This is a genomic window from Streptomyces sp. AA4 (assembly GCF_000158875.1).
Taxonomy (GTDB): Bacteria; Actinomycetota; Actinomycetes; order Mycobacteriales; family Pseudonocardiaceae; genus Amycolatopsis.
The window spans coordinates 865,307-883,357 of sequence record NZ_GG657746.1 but is presented as its reverse complement, the minus strand read 5'-3'; the positions used below and the strand labels follow the sequence as shown (position 1 = coordinate 883,357).

The 18,051-nt window shown below is 70.1% G+C and carries 17 protein-coding genes; 7 read left to right on the top strand and 10 right to left on the bottom strand.

Annotation, left to right across the window (positions count from 1 at the left end):
• Positions 1–56 precede the first annotated feature (56 nt).
• The 3 genes from SSMG_RS04290 to SSMG_RS04280 are packed head-to-tail and all read right to left on the bottom strand — an operon-like array spanning position 57 to position 3,864.
• Positions 57–1,265, bottom strand: coding sequence for an ABC transporter substrate-binding protein (locus SSMG_RS04290; RefSeq protein ID WP_009073131.1), 1,209 nt, complete (start codon positions 1,263–1,265; stop codon positions 57–59).
• Positions 1,266–1,291: 26 nt separating this feature from the next.
• Positions 1,292–2,368, bottom strand: coding sequence for an ABC transporter ATP-binding protein (locus tag SSMG_RS04285; RefSeq protein ID WP_009073128.1), 1,077 nt, complete (start codon positions 2,366–2,368; stop codon positions 1,292–1,294).
• Positions 2,369–2,400: 32 nt separating this feature from the next.
• Positions 2,401–3,864 (bottom strand): gamma-aminobutyraldehyde dehydrogenase, encoded by a 1,464-nt coding sequence (locus tag SSMG_RS04280; protein ID WP_199785794.1) that lies wholly within the window; start codon positions 3,862–3,864, stop codon positions 2,401–2,403.
• A 65-nt stretch (positions 3,865–3,929) separates the two neighbouring features.
• Between SSMG_RS04280 and SSMG_RS04275 the strand changes: the two genes are divergently transcribed.
• Entirely contained in the window at positions 3,930–4,673 is a 744-nt protein-coding gene (locus tag SSMG_RS04275; RefSeq protein WP_009073124.1) for a FadR/GntR family transcriptional regulator, read from the top strand.
• 32 nt (positions 4,674–4,705) lie between these two features.
• Positions 4,706–5,446, top strand: a complete 741-nt coding sequence (locus SSMG_RS04270; RefSeq protein ID WP_037716557.1) for a cache domain-containing protein — start codon at positions 4,706–4,708, stop codon at positions 5,444–5,446.
• On the opposite strand, the gene SSMG_RS04265 is transcribed toward SSMG_RS04270, so the two are convergent.
• Positions 5,436–6,857, bottom strand: coding sequence for a PucR family transcriptional regulator (locus SSMG_RS04265; RefSeq protein ID WP_009073120.1), 1,422 nt, complete (start codon positions 6,855–6,857; stop codon positions 5,436–5,438). The two genes, SSMG_RS04270 and SSMG_RS04265, sit on opposite strands and share 11 nt — an antisense overlap.
• Before the next feature lie 103 nt (positions 6,858–6,960).
• Here SSMG_RS04265 and gabT point away from each other — a divergent pair, with 103 nt between their 5' ends.
• Positions 6,961–8,316 carry a 4-aminobutyrate--2-oxoglutarate transaminase gene (gene gabT / locus SSMG_RS04260; RefSeq protein ID WP_009073117.1) on the top strand — a complete coding sequence of 452 codons (1,356 nt, stop codon included), beginning with the start codon at positions 6,961–6,963 and terminating at the stop codon, positions 8,314–8,316.
• Positions 8,313–9,740, top strand: coding sequence for an aldehyde dehydrogenase family protein (locus tag SSMG_RS04255; protein ID WP_009073115.1), 1,428 nt, complete (start codon positions 8,313–8,315; stop codon positions 9,738–9,740). The genes gabT and SSMG_RS04255 overlap by 4 nt, the downstream gene beginning before the upstream one ends.
• Here SSMG_RS04255 and SSMG_RS04250 read toward each other — a convergent pair.
• Both SSMG_RS04250 and SSMG_RS04245 read right to left on the bottom strand, forming a co-directional pair.
• Entirely contained in the window at positions 9,721–10,485 is a 765-nt protein-coding gene (locus SSMG_RS04250; RefSeq protein WP_037712512.1) for a helical backbone metal receptor, read from the bottom strand. The genes SSMG_RS04255 and SSMG_RS04250 overlap by 20 nt on opposite strands.
• Positions 10,482–11,900, bottom strand: coding sequence for an RNB domain-containing ribonuclease (locus SSMG_RS04245; protein ID WP_009073111.1), 1,419 nt, complete (start codon positions 11,898–11,900; stop codon positions 10,482–10,484). Before SSMG_RS04245 ends, SSMG_RS04250 begins: the two co-directional genes overlap by 4 nt.
• 113 nt (positions 11,901–12,013) lie before the next feature.
• On the opposite strand from SSMG_RS04245, the gene SSMG_RS04240 reads away from it, so the two are divergent.
• The gene (locus SSMG_RS04240; RefSeq protein WP_009073109.1) at positions 12,014–12,973 is read left to right on the top strand and encodes an ATP-binding protein; all 960 of its coding nucleotides are present in this window, start codon (positions 12,014–12,016) and stop codon (positions 12,971–12,973) included.
• Between the two features lie 588 nt (positions 12,974–13,561).
• Here SSMG_RS04240 and SSMG_RS04235 read toward each other — a convergent pair.
• Positions 13,562–13,759 (bottom strand): hypothetical protein, encoded by a 198-nt coding sequence (locus tag SSMG_RS04235; RefSeq protein ID WP_037712509.1) that lies wholly within the window; start codon positions 13,757–13,759, stop codon positions 13,562–13,564.
• 24 nt (positions 13,760–13,783) lie between these two features.
• A complete protein-coding gene (locus SSMG_RS45235) occupies positions 13,784–13,969 on the bottom strand; it encodes a hypothetical protein (protein ID WP_158687988.1) in 186 nt (61 codons plus the stop codon).
• A gap of 164 nt (positions 13,970–14,133) precedes the next feature.
• Between SSMG_RS45235 and SSMG_RS45230 the strand changes: the two genes are divergently transcribed.
• Positions 14,134–14,358, top strand: coding sequence for a hypothetical protein (locus SSMG_RS45230; RefSeq protein WP_158687987.1), 225 nt, complete (start codon positions 14,134–14,136; stop codon positions 14,356–14,358).
• Between the two features lie 180 nt (positions 14,359–14,538).
• Complete coding sequence (locus tag SSMG_RS45225) at positions 14,539–14,850, top strand: hypothetical protein (protein ID WP_037712503.1); 312 nt, start codon at positions 14,539–14,541, stop codon at positions 14,848–14,850.
• A gap of 1,431 nt (positions 14,851–16,281) precedes the next feature.
• Here SSMG_RS45225 and SSMG_RS04215 read toward each other — a convergent pair.
• Together SSMG_RS04215 and SSMG_RS04210 are read right to left on the bottom strand one after the other, a co-directional pair.
• Positions 16,282–17,280 (bottom strand): C40 family peptidase, encoded by a 999-nt coding sequence (locus SSMG_RS04215; protein ID WP_009073105.1) that lies wholly within the window; start codon positions 17,278–17,280, stop codon positions 16,282–16,284.
• 2 nt (positions 17,281–17,282) lie between these two features.
• On the bottom strand, positions 17,283–17,879 hold the full coding sequence (locus SSMG_RS04210) for a hypothetical protein (RefSeq protein ID WP_009073104.1): 597 nt from the start codon (positions 17,877–17,879) through the stop codon (positions 17,283–17,285).
• Positions 17,880–18,051 lie beyond the last annotated feature (172 nt).

Here is an 18,051-nt window from a genome sequence, read left to right as displayed (position 1 = left end):
CCCCCGGCGGACTCGCGGATGCCGGCGCGGTGGGTACCGGCATCCGCGAGAGTCGATCAGCCCTTGATCTCGGTCCAGGCCCGGGTCCAGTCGCCGTAGTCCTTGCACTTGACGTCCGTGCGGCCGTCAAGGCACTGCGGGATCGGCGTGGTCCAGTACTGGATCTTCGCGGCGTACGCGGCGTCGTTGGCGTGGTAGGTGTCGCACAGCGACTTGTCCTTGAACTCCGCACAGGCCTTGGAGTTCGCCGGGGCCTCGCCGAAGTACTCGGCGACCTGGGCGTTCACCTTCGGGCTCGTGATGTAGTCCATCCACTTGTACGCACACGTCTTGTGCTGCGACTTCGCGGACACCATCCAGGTGTCCGACCAGCCGGTCGCACCCTCGCTCGGCACCGTGGCCGCGACCGGCGCGCCCTCGCTCTTCGCGAGGTTCACCGTCACCTGCCAGGCCGTGCCGATCACGCCGTCGCCGCTCTTGAGCGACTGCGTTTCCTTGAGGTAGTCCGACCAGTACTCCTCGACCAGCGGGCGCTGCTTCTTCAGCAGGTCCGTGGCCGCCTTGAACTGCTTGTCGTCCAAGGCGTACGGGTTCTTGATGCCGAGATCCGGCTGGTGCGCCATCAGGTACAGCGCGGCGTCGGCGATGTAGATCGGCGAGTCGTACGCGATGACCTTGCCCTTGAACTGCGACTTCTCGTCGAACATCGGCGACCACGACGTCGGCTCCGGCTGCACCTTGTCGGTGCGGTAGGCCAGGACGTTCGCGCCCCAGCCGTGCGGGATGCCGTAGGCGACGTTGTTGACGCTGTTCCACGACTTGTTCTTGAGGAACGGGTAGATGTCGTTGTAGTTCGGGACCAGCGCGGTGTTGACCGGCTCGACGTCGCCCGAGGCGACCAGCCGCAGCGAGGCGTCGCCGGACGCGGAAACCACGTCGTACTGCCCGGTCTTCATCAGCGTCACGGCCTCGTCCGAGGTGCCGAACGGCTTGACGTTGACCTTGCAGCCGGTCTGCTGCTCGAACGGCGTGACCCAGTTGACCTTCGCGTCGTTCTGGCCGTTTTCCGCGTATCCGGGCCACGCCAGCACGTTCAGCTGGCCTTCCGGCTGTCCGAGCTGCGTCAGCGCGTTCAGCTTCGGCGGCGTGAAGCCCTGCGCGCCCGGCGCCGACCCCGCCTTGGAGTCGGAGCCCGAGGTGCCGCAGGCGGCGAGCAGGAGGCTCACGCCGCACAGCCCTGCGAGCAGCGTCTTCCTGTTCTTCATAGCGAGAGAAACCTTCCCGTGAGGAACTAGCCGGCTTCGGGGACCCGGAAACTGTGTTCGCGGCGCCAGCGCAGGCGAACGCGACCGTCTGCGAATTCGGTCGGTTCGCTGGTGTTCTGGCGGACAACGGACAATTGGCCCCCGGCATCGAGCGCGACAGCGTAGCGCACCGTCGAACCGGCATAAACGACATCCGTGATGGAACCGGTCGCAGAAGTCTCTCCGGGACCGGCCGGGGACGCAAGGTCTCCGTCGATGCGAATCTTCTCCGGCCGGATGCTGTACACGCCCGGCTTGCCGATCACCGCCTCCGCGCTCCGCCCGCTGAGCAGGTTCGACGTGCCGACAAACCCTGCCACGAAAGCACTTGCCGGGCGTTCGTACACCTCGACCGGAGTGCCGACCTGTTCGATGCGGCCCGCGTTGAACACGGCGATCCGGTCGCTCATCGTGAGCGCCTCGTCCTGGTCGTGGGTGACGAAGACGAAGGTGATGCCGACCTCGCGCTGGATCTGCTTGAGCTCGACCTGCATGGTCTGGCGCAGCTTGAGGTCAAGCGCGCCAAGGGGTTCGTCCAAAAGCAACACTTTCGGGCGATTCACCAGAGCGCGCGCGAGTGCTACGCGCTGCCGCTGGCCACCGGACATCTGCGACGGTTTGCGGTCGCCGTAATCCTCCAGCCGCACCGTGCGCAGCGCTTCTTTCGCGCGCTCGCGGCGTTCGGCTTTCGCGACCCGCTTGACTTTCAGGCCGTACTCCACGTTCTGCTGCACTGTCATGTGCGGGAAGAGCGCGTAGTCCTGGAAAACCGTGTTGACGTCGCGGTCGAACGGGGCGAGCTGGCTGACGTCCTTGCCTTCGAGTTCGATCGTGCCCGCGGTGGGCAGTTCGAAGCCGGCGATCACCCGCAGCACGGTGGTCTTGCCGGAACCGGACGGGCCGAGCATCGAGAAGAACTCGCCGGGCGGGATGTCGAGGTCGACCCCGTCCACGGCACGCACCTTGTCGAAGTGCTTTTCCAGTCCGGTGAGCCGGATCGCCGGCTGCGCGGACTGCGGACGCCTTCCCGGCGGCCGGGTCTCGGCGGGGGCTTGATGGGGCATGACAGGCCTTCCGATGGATCTGGTCACGACGGCTACAGCGCACTCATCACGTGCTTGACGCGGGTGTAGTCCTCGAGGCCGTACAGCGAGAGGTCCTTGCCGTAGCCGGACCGCTTGAACCCGCCGTGCGGCATCTCGGCCACGAGCGGAATGTGCGTGTTGATCCACACGCAGCCGAAGTCGAGTTTCGCCGATAACTTCATGGCGCGCTGGTGGTCCTTGGTCCACACCGAGGAAGCGAGGCCGTAGGGAACCCCGTTGGCGTGCTTGAGCGCTTCGTCGTCGTCGGTGAACCGCTGCACCGTGATGACCGGGCCGAAGACCTCGTTCTGGATGATCTCGTCGTCCTGCCGGACGCCGGAAACCACGGTGGCCTCGTAGAAGTAGCCCTCGTCGCCGGACCGCCGTCCTCCACAGTGGACAGTCGCGTGCTCCGGCAGCCGGTCGATGAAGCCGGAAACCTTGTCCAGCTGCGCGGCGTTGTTGAGCGGGCCGAACGCGACGTCGTCGCCGGTGCCGGTCTTGTTCGCCTCGGCCTGGCGGGTGAGCGCGTTGACGAAGGTGTCGTGCACGTCGTCGTGCACCAGCACGCGAGTGGCGGCCGTGCAGTCCTGGCCCGCGTTGAAATACCCCGCCGCGGCAATGGCTTCGGCGGCCGCTTCGAGATCGGCGTCCGGGAACACGATCACCGGGGCCTTGCCGCCCAGTTCGAGGTGCACGCGCTTGACGTCGTGCGCCGCCGAACCGGCGACCTCGATGCCCGCCCGCACCGAGCCGGTGATCGACACCATGGCCGGAATGTCGTGCTCTACCAACGCGCGCCCGGTGTCGCGGTCGCCGCAGATCACGTTGAACACGCCCGCGGGCAGGTGCTCGCCGCAGATCTCGGCGAGCAGCAGCGTGGAGGCGGGCGTGGTGTCGGACGGCTTGAGCACGATGGTGTTGCCCGCGGCGAGCGCCGGCGCGATCTTCCAGATCGCCATCATCAGCGGGTAGTTCCAGGGCGTCACCTGCGCGCAGACGCCGACCGGCTCGCGGCGGATGAACGACGTGTGGCCTTCCATGTACTCGCCGGCCGAACGGCCTTCGAGCACGCGCGCGGCGCCGGCGAAGAAGCGCACCTGGTCGATGACCGCGGGCAGCTCCTCTTCCATGGTCAGCGCGAACGGCTTGCCGGTGTCCTGCGCTTCGACGCGGATGATCTCCTCGCCGCGCGCCTCGAGCGCGTCGGCGATCTTGAGCAGTGCGAGCTGCCGCTGCGCCGGGGTGGTCTCGCGCCAGCTTTCGAACGCTTCCGCGGCGACCTTCAGCGCGCGGTCCACGTCCTCGGCGCCGGCCACCGGCGCGGTGCAGTACGCACGGCCGGTAACCGGGTCGACGATTTCCGCGACCTTTCCGGACAGCGAGTCGACGTAGGTCCCGCCGACATAGTGCTTCAACTCCTGCACGCGTGCGCCTCCTGACTCTCCGTGGCAGGATGAAACATATAACTCCATATTTCAAATGACAAGGCCCTGGGGCAGGATTGGCTCCAACGGATGCCGAGACGGGTGGACCAACGATGCGCAAGGAGATGTCGAACAGCGCACGACTGGCGATGTTCGCCCCGCTGGAACAGGTGGGGCGCGCGGAGGCGGTCGCGGCGCGGCTCTTCGACGCCATCACGCTCGGTCTCCTCGACGACGCCGAGCAGTTGCCGAGCGAGGCCGAACTCGCCGCGCAGTTCCGCGTCTCCACGGTCACCGTGCGCGAGGCGCTCGCGGTGCTGCGGCAGCAGGGCCTCGTCGAAACGCGGCGCGGGCGCGGCGGCGGCAGCTTCGTGCGCACGCCGGACTGGCCCGCGCAGAGCTCGTGGGCCGAACGCCTGCGCTTGGTCTCCATGGCCGACCTTCGCGACTTCGGCGACCACTACCTCGCCGTCGCGGGTTCGGCGGCGAAACTCGCCGCCGAACGCAGCACCCCCGAAGACCTCGAACGGCTGCGGCTCACCGCGGAAGACCTCCTCGGCGCGAGCGGCCCCGACGCGACCCGCGCGGAAAGGCATTTCCACCTCGAAGTCGCCGCCGCCGCGCAGTCCCCGCGGCTCACCAACCAGGAAGTTCAGCTGCAGAGCGAACACGGCGTATTGCTCTGGGCGCCCCTCGGCGACAAGGAAACCTGCCGGGGGTCCTACGCTGAGCACCAGGCGATCGTCTCCGCGATCGCCTCGGCCGACGGCGATCGGGCGCGCGCTTTGACCGAAGACCACCTCCTCGGAGCGCTCGATCGGCTCGCGGATCTGCACCTGACCCTCGAAACGCCGTAAGCTCCGATGACCCGCATCACGAGGTGAGCATCGTGACCGACACCCGCACGCTGACCGGCGAAGAGGTAGTGACCCAGGTTTCCTCCCTCGTCGAGGAGATTTTCGCGCGCCTGAAACCAGTTCTGGCCGCCGCCGAGACGCTGCTCGCCGAATCCGGCGACCTGTCCGCCGAGTCGCTGCACGCGATCCGGCCGCAGGTCATCGAGGCGCTCGGCGGCCTCGTGGTCGGCGCGGGCTTCGTGAGCGCGCCGAATGTCCTTGCCGATCAGGAACTCGGCTTCGAATGGTGGACTTCGTGCCGCACCGACGACGGCGCGCCGGAACAGCTGTTCATCAGCCTCGATCCGGAGAGCCCCAATTTCCTGGACTACACGCGGCAATCCTGGTTCACCGTCCCGCGCGACAGCGGGCAACGGCATGTCAATGGGCCGTACGTGGACTATCTCTGCACCGACGAGTACACGCTGACCTTCACCGTTCCGGTCACTCGCGGTGAGGAATTCGCCGGGGTCGTTGGTGCGGACGTGTATGTGCGCGAGTTCGAGCGCACGGTGAGTCGCCGGCTTCGCGCGCTCGGCCGGACCGCCGCGCTGCTCAACGCGCAGGGCCGGGTGATCGTGTCGAACAGCGTGCGGAAGGCGACCGGGTCGCTGGTGCGCGAGATCGACGTGCCTGCCTGGTGGGCCTCCGGCGCGGAGCCGTATACGGCGCCGGGCGGGACGACGTTGCGGCGGTGCGGGGATTCGCCGATCACGCTGCTGGTCACGACCTGATCTGGAGAGCGAACCACAGTTCCGCGCGGACGCCGGGCGCGTCGAGGTCCCGGCCCAGCAGCTCGGCCGCTTTGGCGACCCGGTTGCGCAAGGTGTGCCGGTGCACGCCGAGTTTCGTCGCGGCGAGGTCCCAGTGGCCGTGGTGTTCGAGCCAGCAGCGCAGCGACAGTTCCAGGTCGCCGCGGCCGCCGGTCCGGTCGAACTTCCTTACCGGCGCGAGGAGCTGGTCGGAAAACGCTTGCGCGGCTTGCTGATCGAGCAAGCCGAGCAATCCGGCCCCGGCATGGTCGGCGTAGCGCAGGAGCGGCACGCGCTGGGTCCGCGCCGCCTCGGCCGCCTCCTCCGCCTGCCTCAACGCGGTCGGGAACTCCCCGGTGGACAGTCCACTGTGGAACTCCCCGGTTTCCGCGACGATCGCGCTCACCTCGTCGTTCTCCGCCAGCACGATCAGCTTGTCTCCACGGTGTGCGGCGAATACTTGTCCGGCAAGGGTTTCCAGCCGTTCGTACAGCGTGTTCCGCGCCGACTTGCTCCCGGCCACCGCGAGCACCGTCCACGGCTCGGGCGGAAGATCGGGTACCACGTCGCGGGCCAGCTCGTCATGTCCGGCGGCGAGCAGCTCCAGCACGCCGGTATGCAGCTGGGACAGCGAGAGTCGTTGTGCCCGATCCTGTTCCAGCGCAAGGGAAAGCAGGGATACAGCCGTGTTGACGATGTAGCGTCCGGTGCTGTCCAACGGTTCGGCAGTACCGACCGCCAAGGCACCCCGCGTATGCAGAGTCTGGATGACCACTTCGTCGTCGCCATGGGACACCACTCGGGTGCCCGCCCGAAGCCCGGTGATGTCCAGCTTGACACTGCGCGCTTTGGCCGACGACGCCTCTCGCATGCGTCCGGCGGAGTCGTACAGCACGACCCAGCCGTCGATGAGCCGCGCAAGCCGCCGCACCACTCCCCCGGCACCGCCGCGCCCGACCGCGGTCCGGGTCAGCTCCTGCTGGGCGCGGCCGATCCGCACCGTCGCGGCGTACTCGTCGGCCGCGACTGACCGGGACACCGCACGCGTGATCGCGATGAACGGCGTCTTCCGCGGCACCTCCAGCACCGGCAACCCGACTTCGTCGGCGACCGCCACCAACGCGTCCGGCACCTTCGCGTGGCTCAGCCCGACGCCGAAGCCGAGCCCGGCGACGTCCGCGTCGACCAGCCGCCGGACGTACGCGGCGTACGTCGCGCTGTAGAGCGTCAGACCGGTCGTGAGCAGCAGTTCCCCGCCTTCGAGGAAGCTCTGCGGGTCGGTCAGCTCGGTCGGGTGCACCCAGCCGATCGGGCGGTCCAGCCCGGCCTCGCCCGCGACCACGCGCAGGCCGAGCGCGGGTTCGGCGGCCAGCGCCCGCAGGGTGAGTGCCATAACGGCTAATTGTAGTCACCAAGTTGGACAGAACGGCCAGCTGACGGCGGACGGTGCAGGCCCCATCCTGAGGGCGACCCACTCACGCGTACAGGAGCGATCCGTGACCACGAGCACCGCCGCCGAGCCGCAGGCTCCGGCACCCCGGCAGCGCAGGCTGCAGACCGAGATCCCCGGGCCCGTTTCCCGCGCGCTGCAGGAGCGCCGCGCGAACGCGGTCGCCGCCGGGGTCGCGTCGACGCTGCCCGCCTACATCACCTCCGCCAGCGGCGGCCTGCTCACCGACGCCGACGGCAACGTGCTGATCGACTTCGGTTCCGGGATCGCGGTGACGAGCGTCGGGCACTCCGCGCCCGAGGTGGTCGACCGGGTGCGCGAGCAGGCGGCGCGGTTCACCCACACCTGTTTCATGGTGACCCCGTACGAGGGGTACGTGGAGGTGTGCGAGGCGCTGGCCGAGCTGACGCCGGGCGACCACGCGAAGAAGTCGGTGCTGTTCAACTCCGGCGCGGAAGCGGTCGAGAACGCGGTGAAGATCGCCCGTACCGCCACCGGCCGCCAGGCCGTCGTGGTGTTCGACCACGCCTACCACGGCCGCACCAACCTGACCATGGGCATGACCGCGAAATCGGTGCCCTACAAGCACGGTTTCGGCCCGTTCGCGCCCGAGGTGTACCGCGTGCCGGGCTCGTACCCGTACCGCGACGGGCTGGCCGGCCCGGAGGCCGCGCGGCAGGCGATCGACCGGATCGAGAAGCAGATCGGCGGCGACCAGGTCGCGGCCGTCGTGCTCGAACCGATCCAGGGCGAGGGCGGGTTCATCGAGCCCGCTCCCGGCTTCCTGCCCGCGATTTCCGCGTGGTGCAAGGCGAACGGCGTGGTGTTCGTCGCCGACGAGGTGCAGACCGGCTTCTGCCGCACCGGCAACTGGTTCGCCTCGCAGCACGAGGACGTCGTCCCGGACCTGGTCTGCACGGCCAAGGGCATCGCGGGCGGGCTGCCGCTCGCCGCGGTGACCGGGCGCGCGGAGCTGCTCGACGCGGTCGGCCCGGGCGGGCTCGGCGGCACCTACGGCGGCAACCCGATCGCGTGCGCCGCGGCGCTGGGCGCGATCGAGACCATGCGCAACGACGGCCTGACCGGTTCCGCGAAGCGCATCGAGGAACTGGTGCTGCCGCGGCTTCGGGCGCTGGCCACGGAAACCGGCGTGATCGGCGACGTGCGCGGACGCGGCGCGATGCTGGCCGCCGAGTTCGTCAAGCCGGGCACGAACGAGCCGGACGCCGACCTCACCAAGCGCATCGCCGCCGCCTGCCACGCACAGGGTGTCGTGGTGCTGACCTGCGGCACGTACGGCAATGTCGTCCGGCTGCTTCCCCCGCTGTCCCTGTCCAACGAGTTGCTCGACGAAGGCCTCGCCGTTCTCGAGTACGCGATCCGCACGGAGGCCCGCAAGTGACTTACCCGTTCTGGGTGGCCGGAAAGCCGGTAACCAGCAGCGAAACGACCGTCGTCCGGCATTCGTTCGACGGTTCCGAAGCCGGTGCGCACTACGTTCCCGGGCAGTCCGAGGTGGAGGCCGCGGTTCAGGCCGCGGCCGACGTCGCCGACGAGTACGCGACGCTGCCCGCACACGTCCGCGCGGGCGCGCTCGACCACATCTCGCGCCGGCTTTCCGAGCGCACCGAGGAAATCGCGCAGCTGATCACCGCCGAATCGGGCAAGCCGCTGAAGTGGTCGCGCGGCGAGGTCGGCCGTGCGGTGTCGACGTTCCGCTGGGCGTCCGAGGAAGCCCGCCGGTTCTCCGGCGACCTGCAGCGCCTCGACACCGATCCGGGCGGCACCGGACGACTCGCGCTCGTCCGGCGTGTGCCGCGCGGTCCGGTGCTGGGCATCACGCCGTTCAACTTCCCGCTGAACCTGGTGGCGCACAAGGTCGCCCCGGCGATCGCGGTCGGCGCGCCGATCGTGCTCAAGCCCGCCCCGGCGACGCCGCTGACCGCGCTGCTGCTCGGCGAGATCCTCGCCGAGACCGACCTTCCGGCGGGCAGCTGGTCGATCCTGCCGCTGGGCAACGAGGCCACCGCCGAACTGGTCAAGGACCCGCGGCTGCCGGTCGTGTCGTTCACCGGTTCGGTTCCGGTCGGCTGGGCGATCCGCGACAGCGTGCCGCGCAAGCACGTCGCGCTGGAACTCGGCGGCAACGGCGCGGTTCTCGTCTGTCCGGATTGGACTGACCTGGACTTCGCCGCGCAGCGGATCGCGACGTTCGCCATGTACCAGGCGGGACAGTCGTGCATTTCGGTGCAGCGGGTGTACGCGCACACCGACGTCTACGACGAGCTGCAGCAGAAGGTGCTGGAGCAGGTCGCCGCGCTGCGCACCGGAAACCCGCGCGAGGACGGCGTCGACGTGGGCCCGCTGGTCAACGAGGCGGCTGCTACGCGGGTCGAATCCTGGGTCACCGACGCGGTGGTCGCCGGGGCGAAGCTGCTGGCCGGCGGCGGCCGTTCGGGCGCGACGGTGGAGCCGACCGTGCTCTCCGAGGTTCCCGAGGACGTTTCCGTGATGGCGGACGAGGTGTTCGGCCCAGTGGTCTCGCTGGTCCGGGTGTCCTCTGTGGACGACGGCGTCGAGCGGATCAACGCGTCCCGCTTCGGTTTGCAGACCGGCGTGTTCACGCGCGACCTGCCGACCGCGTTCGACGTGTCGGCGCGGCTCAAGGTGGGCGGTGTGCTGGTCGGCGACGTGCCGAGCTTCCGCGCCGACCAGATGCCGTACGGCGGCGTGAAGGACTCCGGCGTCGGCCGCGAAGGCCCGGCGGCGGCGATGGCGGACTTCACCGAGGAGCGCGTGACTGTCCTTACCGGACTGACTCTCTGAGCGCCGCGTAGGCGTCCACCAGAGACGGTCCGTACCACGTGAGGTAGCGCCCGGAGAGCAGCACCGGGCGCATCTCCGGGAAGAAGCCGGGGCCGTCGTCCTGGGTGAACTCGTACGGCTCGTCGGGCAGTACGACCAGGTCGGCCCCGGTCTTCTGGAGTTCTTCCAGCGACGGCCGGGGATACCGTTCGGAGTGTCCGGAGTAGACGTTCTCGACCCCGATCCGGCGCAGCACGTCTCCGGCGAAGGTGTCACGGCCCAGCACGATCCACGGCTTGCGCCACACCGGAATCACCGCCCGGTAGCGCACCGGTTGCACCTCGCGCCACAGTTCGTCCGCGGTGTCGAGCCATTCCGGTTCGTCGATGCCGTACACCTGGCCGAAAATCCGCCGCAGTGAACCCAGCGCGGCGGGCACCGACTCCGCCGCGGCCATGACGAACACCGGAATCCCGTTGGCGCGCAGGGTTTCCACGTCCTCCGGCCGGTTCTCCTCGGAGTTCGCCAGCACCAGATCCGGTTCGAGCGCCAGCACCCGGTCCAGCTTCGGGTACTTCGACCCGCCCACCCGTTCCACGTCCAGATCAGCCGGATGCGTGCAGTAGTCCGTCGCCCCGACCAGCCGCCCGGGCGCGCTCGCCTCGACCGCCTCGGTCAGCGACGGCACCAACGACACGACCCGCCGCGGCGAGCCCTCGATCGGCACCGGCTCGCCGAGATCATCGACCAGTTCCGCGTTCCTCATACCCGTTCGAACGACACCTTCCGCTGCTCGACGTCCACTTCGGTCAGCCGCACCGCGATCCGCTCGCCCTCCGGGAACTTCTCGCCGGAACACTTCGCCATCACCGGCGGATCCTCGACCAGGATCTCCGCCCGCGCCTCGTCCGCACGCAACACCACCGCGGTGAACTCGCGACCCACATGCTCAGCGAGTACCCACGCCTCGACCTGATCTATGCACGCGCGTTCGACCCGCGCGGCCAGACTGTCCGAAGCGGACATGTACGCCGGCACTTCGGACAACGCCTCGCGCACCCAATCCGGCACCTCGCGGCCAGCCGTCACCGCCAGGCACACCTCGGTGCCGAATCGGTCGACGAGCCGCCGAATCGGCGCCGTGACGTGCGCGTACGCTCCGCCGATTCCCGCGTGCGTGGTAACCGCGGGCAATTCCCCGGCAAAAGCCGTGTAGCCCGCGCCCCGCAACAGCCGGGTGGTGTCCGCGTACAGCGCCATCGACGCGGGCTGTCCTGGGTCCAAAGTAGACAGAAACTCGGACACCGTCAGCTCGACCGGCCACGCCAGCCCGACCGCCGCCGCGGACCGGCGCAGCCACTCCACCGCGTCCGGTTCCGGGGACGGCAGCGTCCGCAGCACCCCGATCCCGGCGTCGATCATGATCCGCGCCGCGGCCATCCCGGTGAGCAAAGAGATTTCGGCGTTCCACGCGTCGACGACCGTCCGCGGCCGGCGAGCGAGAATCCAGCCGCCGTCGACGTCGCCGCTGATCTCCTGCTCCGGCAGTTGCAACTCGACCGCGCCGCGCTGCACCGCGAGGCTGCGCCGCAACCGGCCCAGCTCCGGCAACGCGGCCACCGACGGATGCGGCCGCCCGGCGTCCAGCGACGCCTGGACCCCTTCGTAGTCGAGCTGCTCCGTCGAGCGCACCAGCGCCCGCCGGACCCGGGTGGCGACAATTTCCCCGGCCTCGTCGACGTCGATGGTCCACAGCACCGCCGGGCGCACTTCGCCCGGCAGCAGGCTGGCCGCGCCCTCGGACAGCACCGGCGGATGCAGCGGGACGTTGCCGTCCGGGAGATAGAGCGTCTGCCCGCGCCGCCGCGCCTCGTGGTCGAGCGCGCCGCCCGGCGGGACGAACGCCGCCAGGTCCGCGATCGCGTACTGCACCCGGAACCCGCTGCCGAGTCGTTCGATCACCATCGCCTGGTCGAGGTCCTTGGACCCGGGCGGATCGATCGTGACGAACGGCAGGTCGGTGGCGTCCTCGCGGCCGCCCGCCGAGGAGAGCGGATCGAGCACCGCCGTTTCGGCCTCCGCGAGCACCGCGGGCCCGAACGACTCCGGCAGCGCGAACTCCGCCCGGAGACGACCGAAGTCCCCTCCCGACGCTGGTGTCCTCAGCACGAGCGGCGGCACGCTCCAACACTATCCCGCCGAACCGCCGGTGATCGCCCGTTCGGGCGCGGGCCGGTCGGGTGTAGCCTGCCTGACATTGACAATCGTCTTCATTTTCAGAAGGGGCCGGATCGGTGAAGATCGCGTTCGTCGGCAAGGGCGGCAGCGGGAAAACCACGCTCTCGTCGCTGTTCGTCTCGTATGTGGCCGCCGCGGGCAAACCGGTGCTGGCGATCGACGCCGACATCAACCAGCACCTGGCGGCGGCCCTCGGCGCGACCGAGGAGCAGGCGCTGGCGTGGCCGACCCTCGGCGACCATATGCCGCTGATCAAGGAGTACCTGCGCGGCGACAACCCGCGAATCCCGTCCGCCGACGCGATGATCAAAACCACGCCGCCCGGCCGCGGCTCCCGTCTCGTCCGCCCCTTCGAAGACAACCCGATCTTCGACGCCTGCTTCCGCCCGCTGGGCGCCGTCCGGCTGGGCGTCACCGGCCAGTTCGACGAGGACGACCTGGGCGTGGCCTGCTACCACTCGAAGGTCGGCGCGGCCGAGTTGCTGCTGAACCACCTGGTGGACGGCACGGGCGAGTACGTAGTGATGGACATGACCGCCGGCGCCGACGCGTTCGCCTCGGGCCTGTTCACGCGCTTCGACGTGACCTTCTTGGTCTGCGAACCGACCCTGCGCAGCGTCGGTGTTTACCGTCAGTACGCGGACCACGCCCGGGACTTCGGCGTTCACCTGGTAGCGGTAGGCAACAAGGTCACCGACAGCGACGACGTCGACTTCCTGACCGAACAGCTGGGTTCGGCACTGCTGGGGTGGATGACGACGTCCGGCCACGTCCGAGCCGCCGAACGCGGCACGACCCGGCCGATCGGCGAACTGGAACCGCGCAACCTGGCGACGCTGGCCGCGATGCAGGACCTGGTGGACGCAACTCCGCGGGACTGGGCCCGGTACCAGCGGCAAGGGGTGGAATTCCACCTGCGCAACGCGCGGGCCTGGGGGAACGGCCGGATGGGGGCGGATCTGGAGGAACAGGTTGATCCGGACTTCGTACTGGATCCGGCCTTGGTGGCCGGGTAGTTGAAGGTGTTCTTGCCGCCGACCGGACGCTTTGTCCGGTCGGCGGTTTCGCGTTGCTCTGGATTTTGGGCTTCGGGCGGGGAGGTTTCGTGTTTCCGGGCAGCCCGCCGCGGTCTCAGGTCAGGTCGGCGGTTTGGCACCGCCCTGATTTCCCGTCCTCGCCCCGACAGGTTTCCTGCTCCGGGCGGCCCGCCGTCGTCCCGCGCCAGGTCGACGGTTTCGCACTGCCCCAACTTCCCAGCCTCGCCCGGGCTGATTCCTGCTCCAAACCACCCCAGGTCAGGTCGGCTTTTGTACTGCCCCAGCCCCCTGGCCTTGCCCGGGCAGGTGTCCCGCTGCGAGCAGCCAGCCGCCATCCCACACCAGAGCAACGGCGTAGCACTACCTCGGCTTCCCAGCCTCGATCGAGCAGGTTTACTGCTCCGAGCAGTCGCCATCCACGCCCCGTCCGCGGCTCAGCGCTGCCCCAACATCCCAGCCTCGCCCGGCCTGATTCCAGTTCCGGGCCAGCCCGCCGCCCCACACCAGGTCGGCAGTTAGCTGCTGCCTCAGCGTCCGAGCCTCGCCCGGGTTGGTTCCGTCACGCCGTCAGTCGCCGTCCCAGTCGCGGTCGGCGGCGTCGGCTTGGCGGGTGCGTTCGCGGGCGATGTCGAGCGCGCGGCGGGCCGTGGCCTCGTCCGGGTACGGGCCGAGGAGGTCGGCGCCTCGGCTGCGTTCCAGGTGCTCGACTTCGTGGGTGCGGGTGTTGTAGTACCAGCCCTGGTCCGGGTTCGGGTCGTCAGACATGGGTTCAGCCTGACATCCGCCCGCTCATTTGCGCCAGCGGAACGGAACCTCCGTGGGCTGCCCGGTGGGCCCGAAGTCGGCCGGGCCGTCGTCCTCGTGGTCGGGGTGCTCGTCGAACCACCCGCGAGCGTCCCCCATGGGAATGCCGCGGGGCGGGGTCGCCGCGTCGTCCGCCGGGGAGGACGCACCGTAATCCGGCACCGGCGGCACGGCCGAATTCTTGCCCGGGAAAACCGGCGGCTCCTCCCGATACACCCGCGACGGCGGCGGCCCGGGCGGACCGCTCTCCTGCCCAGGGAAGACCGGCAAGGGCCGCCCGTCCGGCCCGGTTTCGGCAGGCCGCCGGCGACCGCTGGGCTGCGGCAGCTGGAACGGTGGAGTGGGCTGCGCGCTGGGTGCGGGCGGAGGCTGGTGCTGTGCTGCTGGCGCAGGCCGGATCGCCGACTCCGCGCTGGGCGCGGGCGCAGGCTGGTGCTGCGCTGCTGGCGCAGGCGGGATCGCCGACTCCGCGCTGGGCGCGGGCGAAGGCTGGTGTTGCGCTGCAGGCGGAATCGGCTGCGGCGCAGCAGACGCGGACGGACTCGTCGACTCCGGGCTAGGCGCGGACGGAACCTGATGTTGCGCTGCAGGCGGAATCGGCTGCGCCACCGGCGGGCTCGTCGACTCGGGGCCAGGCGCGGAGGGAGCCGTTGGCGGCTGAGAAGTCTTGGGCGCTGGATGCGCTACGTCAGTTGCGGGCGGGTTTGCCCACTCCGCACTTGACGCGGGCGGGACTGGTCGTGGGAAGCCGGAAGCAGGCGAGTCAGGCGACGCTGCAGCGGGAGCGGTCGGTGGTGGCTGCTGCGGAGCGGGGGCACCCGCGGGCGGAAGTGACTGCGGTGCACCAGATGCGGGAGGGTTCGCCGACTCCGCACTGGGCGCGGACGGAACCGTCGGCGGCGGCGACGCCGGAGCGTCTGCTGGTGGAAGTGGCGGCGTCGCCGACTCCGCGCCGGACGCGGAAGGTGCCGTCGGCGGTTGCTGCGGTGAAGGAGCATTCGCGGGCACCGCAGGAGGTGCGGGCGGGGTCTCCGACTCCGCGCTGGGCGTGAAAGGAGCCGTCTGCGGCTGCGACACCGAAGGATTCGTGGGCACCGCAGCAGGTGCGGGCGGGGTCGCTGACTCCGCGCTGGGCGCGGACGGAGCCGCCGATGGCTGGTGCTGTGCCGGAGGATTCGCAGGCGGGGACGGCTGGGATGCGCCGACCGTCGGCGGACTTATCGGCTCCGGCGGAGCGACTGGCTGTGCCGGAGATGGCGGCACCGGCGAGGTCTGCGGGGCAGAAGCCGCAGGCGGTTGCTGCGGCGAGGGCGGTTGGGCAGCAGGCATCGCCGGTTGAGAAGGCGGAGAACCCGGACCGTACTGCGGTGCCCCAGCCGGAGGAGCCGGATGCCACCCGGGGGGCGCCTCATGCCGACCATGTGACGGAACGGCCGGATTCCCCTGCTGCGGCAACGCTTCCGCCGGACGTACAGGCTGGCGCGGCTCATGCACGTACGGCTTCGGCTGCCACGACTGCCTCGCGCGCAGCTGCGGATCAACCGGCGTTGGCGTGGCGGGAGGCACCGGGGCCGTCGCGCTGGGTTCGGGCGCGGCGGAGTCCGGAATGGCCGGTGCGTCTTCCTTCACCGGAGCGGCAGCCTCGGCCGGAGCCGGGGTCGGCTGGGGTGGCTCCTCAGCAACAACCGGAGCCGGTTCGACCGGTTGGGAGACCGGTTCACTGGTCTGGCCGCTGTCCGCAGTGGCCCGCCCGACGTCTTCCGGCGGACGGGCCGCCGCACCAGCCTCCCCGGCCGAGCGCCAAACCGGGGCAGGTCCGATGTTCATCGGGACCGCCGCGGCCAACGGGCCCATCGGCGGTGCCTCCCCCGAAGGGACCGGACCAGCGGCGGCCGGGCGGGGAATCGGGTCCAGGCAGGAGACCAGCACCGTCGTACGGTCCGGGTCCTGGACCTTGCGGCCGCTCCGTTCCCGGTAGACCATCTCGCCTTCGGCGTCCATCTCCACCAGGTAGCCCGCCTCCGCGAGCTGTTCCTCGTCGAGATCCACCAGGCGCTCGTAGCGGGACGGGACCACGCGGTACACCGGCCACGACAGCCGGGCGTGCTCGGCGTGGAACTGGGCCAGCAGAGCCGCCAGCTGCTGTTGCCACGGAAGCGACATGCCCTCCGCCAGGGAGCGCGGCAGGACGACGTACCCGCCGTCGACGCCGGGCATTCCCTGGTTCAGCAAATCCGCCAGCGGGGTGCTGGACGCGGGGTGCGCGGACTGGCGCGGCGGCTGCGGTGCGCCGAACAGCGCCGCCGGGTCCTGGGGCTCGCTCTGGCCTGCTTTGCCTCGCTTGCCGAATTTCCGTGCCACGTGTGCCATCCTCTGCCAGCGCGCGGCCACGTGCTCGTGGACAGGCCGCGACTTCGGGGTGAATCCGGACCCGCGGCAACTGGGCATCCGCGGGTCAAGAGCCGGTGCCTCCCGCACCCATGCTAGACGCCGGGGCGCACCGCCTGCGGGACGACTTCGTGCTCGTCGAACGAGAACGGCCGCACGTGCACCGGCACGCCGGTCTGCTGGGCCTCGACGATCTTGCCGTCGCCCAGGTACATCGCGACGTGGTGGATGGTCGTCGGGTCGGCCGGGTCGGTGGCGAGGAAGATCAAGTCACCGGGCTGGGCTTCCCGCACCGGCAGCATCGCGCCCGCCTTGTACTGGTCCTTCGACACGCGCGGCAGGATCACGCCCGCCGACTCGTAGGCGCGCAGCATCAGGCCGGAACAGTCGTACGAATCCGGGCCGGTCGCGCCCCAGACGTAGGGCTTGCCCTGCTCGCCGAGCGCGAACTTGATCGCCTGCGCCGCGGCCTGGCTCGGCGGCAGCGCGGCTCCCATGCCCTGCCCGCAGCCGACCACGTCGGCGACCTGGCCCATGTTCTGCACCAGCGTGGCCGCCATGGCCTCCCACCGGTGGTAGCGGTCCGGGAAACCGGACCGCTCGACGCGCTGCGCCGCGTCGCCGGGACGCAAATTCTCCCAGTCCGGGACGCCGAGCAGCACGTCGAAGAATTTGTTGATCGCGTAGTTCGGGTCGGTGACCTGGGCCGGGGTGCCCCAGTTCATCGACGGGCGCATCTGGAAGATGCCGAGCGAATCGCGGTCGCCGTAGTTCACGTTGTGCAGCCGCGATTCGGTCATCCCGGCCTGGATCGCGACCTGCCACGCGCGCGGCGAGAGGCTGCGCTGCTTGCCGATCGCGATGATCAGCGACACCGTGCCGCGCGACTCCTGGTCGAGTTCGGCGGCGTCCGCCCCGCCCTGCTCCGGCTGCCCGGGCTGGGTGGGGCCGATCGCGGCGTCGCACGAGGTCAGCGCGACCCCGCCGGCCGCCGCCTGCTGCTGGTCGGTCACCGCCTTCTGCACGACGTTGGTGGTGAGCACCGTGGCGAAAACGGCGGCGATCACCACCGAGACGAGAATGGCCAGCTTCACGGTCAGCTCGCCTGGTCATAGTCCGACACTCGCCACCCCGCGCTGGTGAGCACCACGGTGATGCTGAGTTTCGGACCGTCGGTGGGGACCACGACCTTGACCGAACTGGAGTAGGACTGCGTGACGGTCGGCTCGCCGGTGACCTTGGTGGCCGGGATGTTCGCCGGGTCCACTGTGGACATGACCGGCAGGTACTCGTCGGTGGTGAGCCCGCGCATCCCGTTGAGCCAGTTGGCGTTCGAGATGCCCGCCGGATGACGCACCCAGGCCGTCGCCCACTGCTTGGCGACGTTCAGCGCCTCCGGGCTCGGCGCCGCCGACGTCGGCGTGACCAGCGGCTGCGACAGCCGGGTCGGCAGGGTTTGCGTGCTCGGCACCGGGGCCGCGACGCCGGTGCGCGGACCAGCTGACGAACTCGGAGCCGCGCCCGGATGCGCGGACGCGGGTTTGCCCAGGACCTTGGGCAGGCCGACACCCAGCGCGGTGATCACCACGGCGAGGAACACCAGCGTGCCCACGAGGTGCCGGGGCGAGCGGAGCGGGAACCCCCACAGGCGGCGGTAGACCGCGGTCCGGCCGCGGTTGGTGCGGATCGGCATCGGTCACCGCCCCATGACCTGGTCGGTGTCGCGGACCTCGATGCCGCGCGACGGGCGGTACAGCACGAACACCGGTTTCCCGGCCACGACCTCGGGATCCACCCGGCGCGGCTGGGCCCGGATGCCCTGCGTGGGCACGGTGAACCCGGGCTGGTCCGGGGCCGGGGCCGAG

Excerpts from the sequence above, each read along its gene's own strand:
- SSMG_RS04265 (WP_009073120.1), bottom strand. The coding sequence starts at position 6,857 with ATGGCACTCACCCTGCGGGCGCTGGCCGCCGAACCCGCGCTCGGCCTG.
- SSMG_RS04210 (WP_009073104.1), bottom strand. The coding sequence starts at position 17,879 with ATGCCGATCCGCACCAACCGCGGCCGGACCGCGGTCTACCGCCGCCTG.
- SSMG_RS04280 (WP_199785794.1), bottom strand. The coding sequence starts at position 3,864 with ATGGAGTTATATGTTTCATCCTGCCACGGAGAGTCAGGAGGCGCACGC.
- SSMG_RS04275 (WP_009073124.1), top strand. The coding sequence starts at position 3,930 with ATGCGCAAGGAGATGTCGAACAGCGCACGACTGGCGATGTTCGCCCCG.
- SSMG_RS04285 (WP_009073128.1), bottom strand. The coding sequence starts at position 2,368 with ATGCCCCATCAAGCCCCCGCCGAGACCCGGCCGCCGGGAAGGCGTCCG.
- SSMG_RS04235 (WP_037712509.1), bottom strand. The coding sequence starts at position 13,759 with ATGTCTGACGACCCGAACCCGGACCAGGGCTGGTACTACAACACCCGC.
- SSMG_RS04290 (WP_009073131.1), bottom strand. The coding sequence starts at position 1,265 with ATGAAGAACAGGAAGACGCTGCTCGCAGGGCTGTGCGGCGTGAGCCTC.
- SSMG_RS04250 (WP_037712512.1), bottom strand. The coding sequence starts at position 10,485 with ATGAGGAACGCGGAACTGGTCGATGATCTCGGCGAGCCGGTGCCGATC.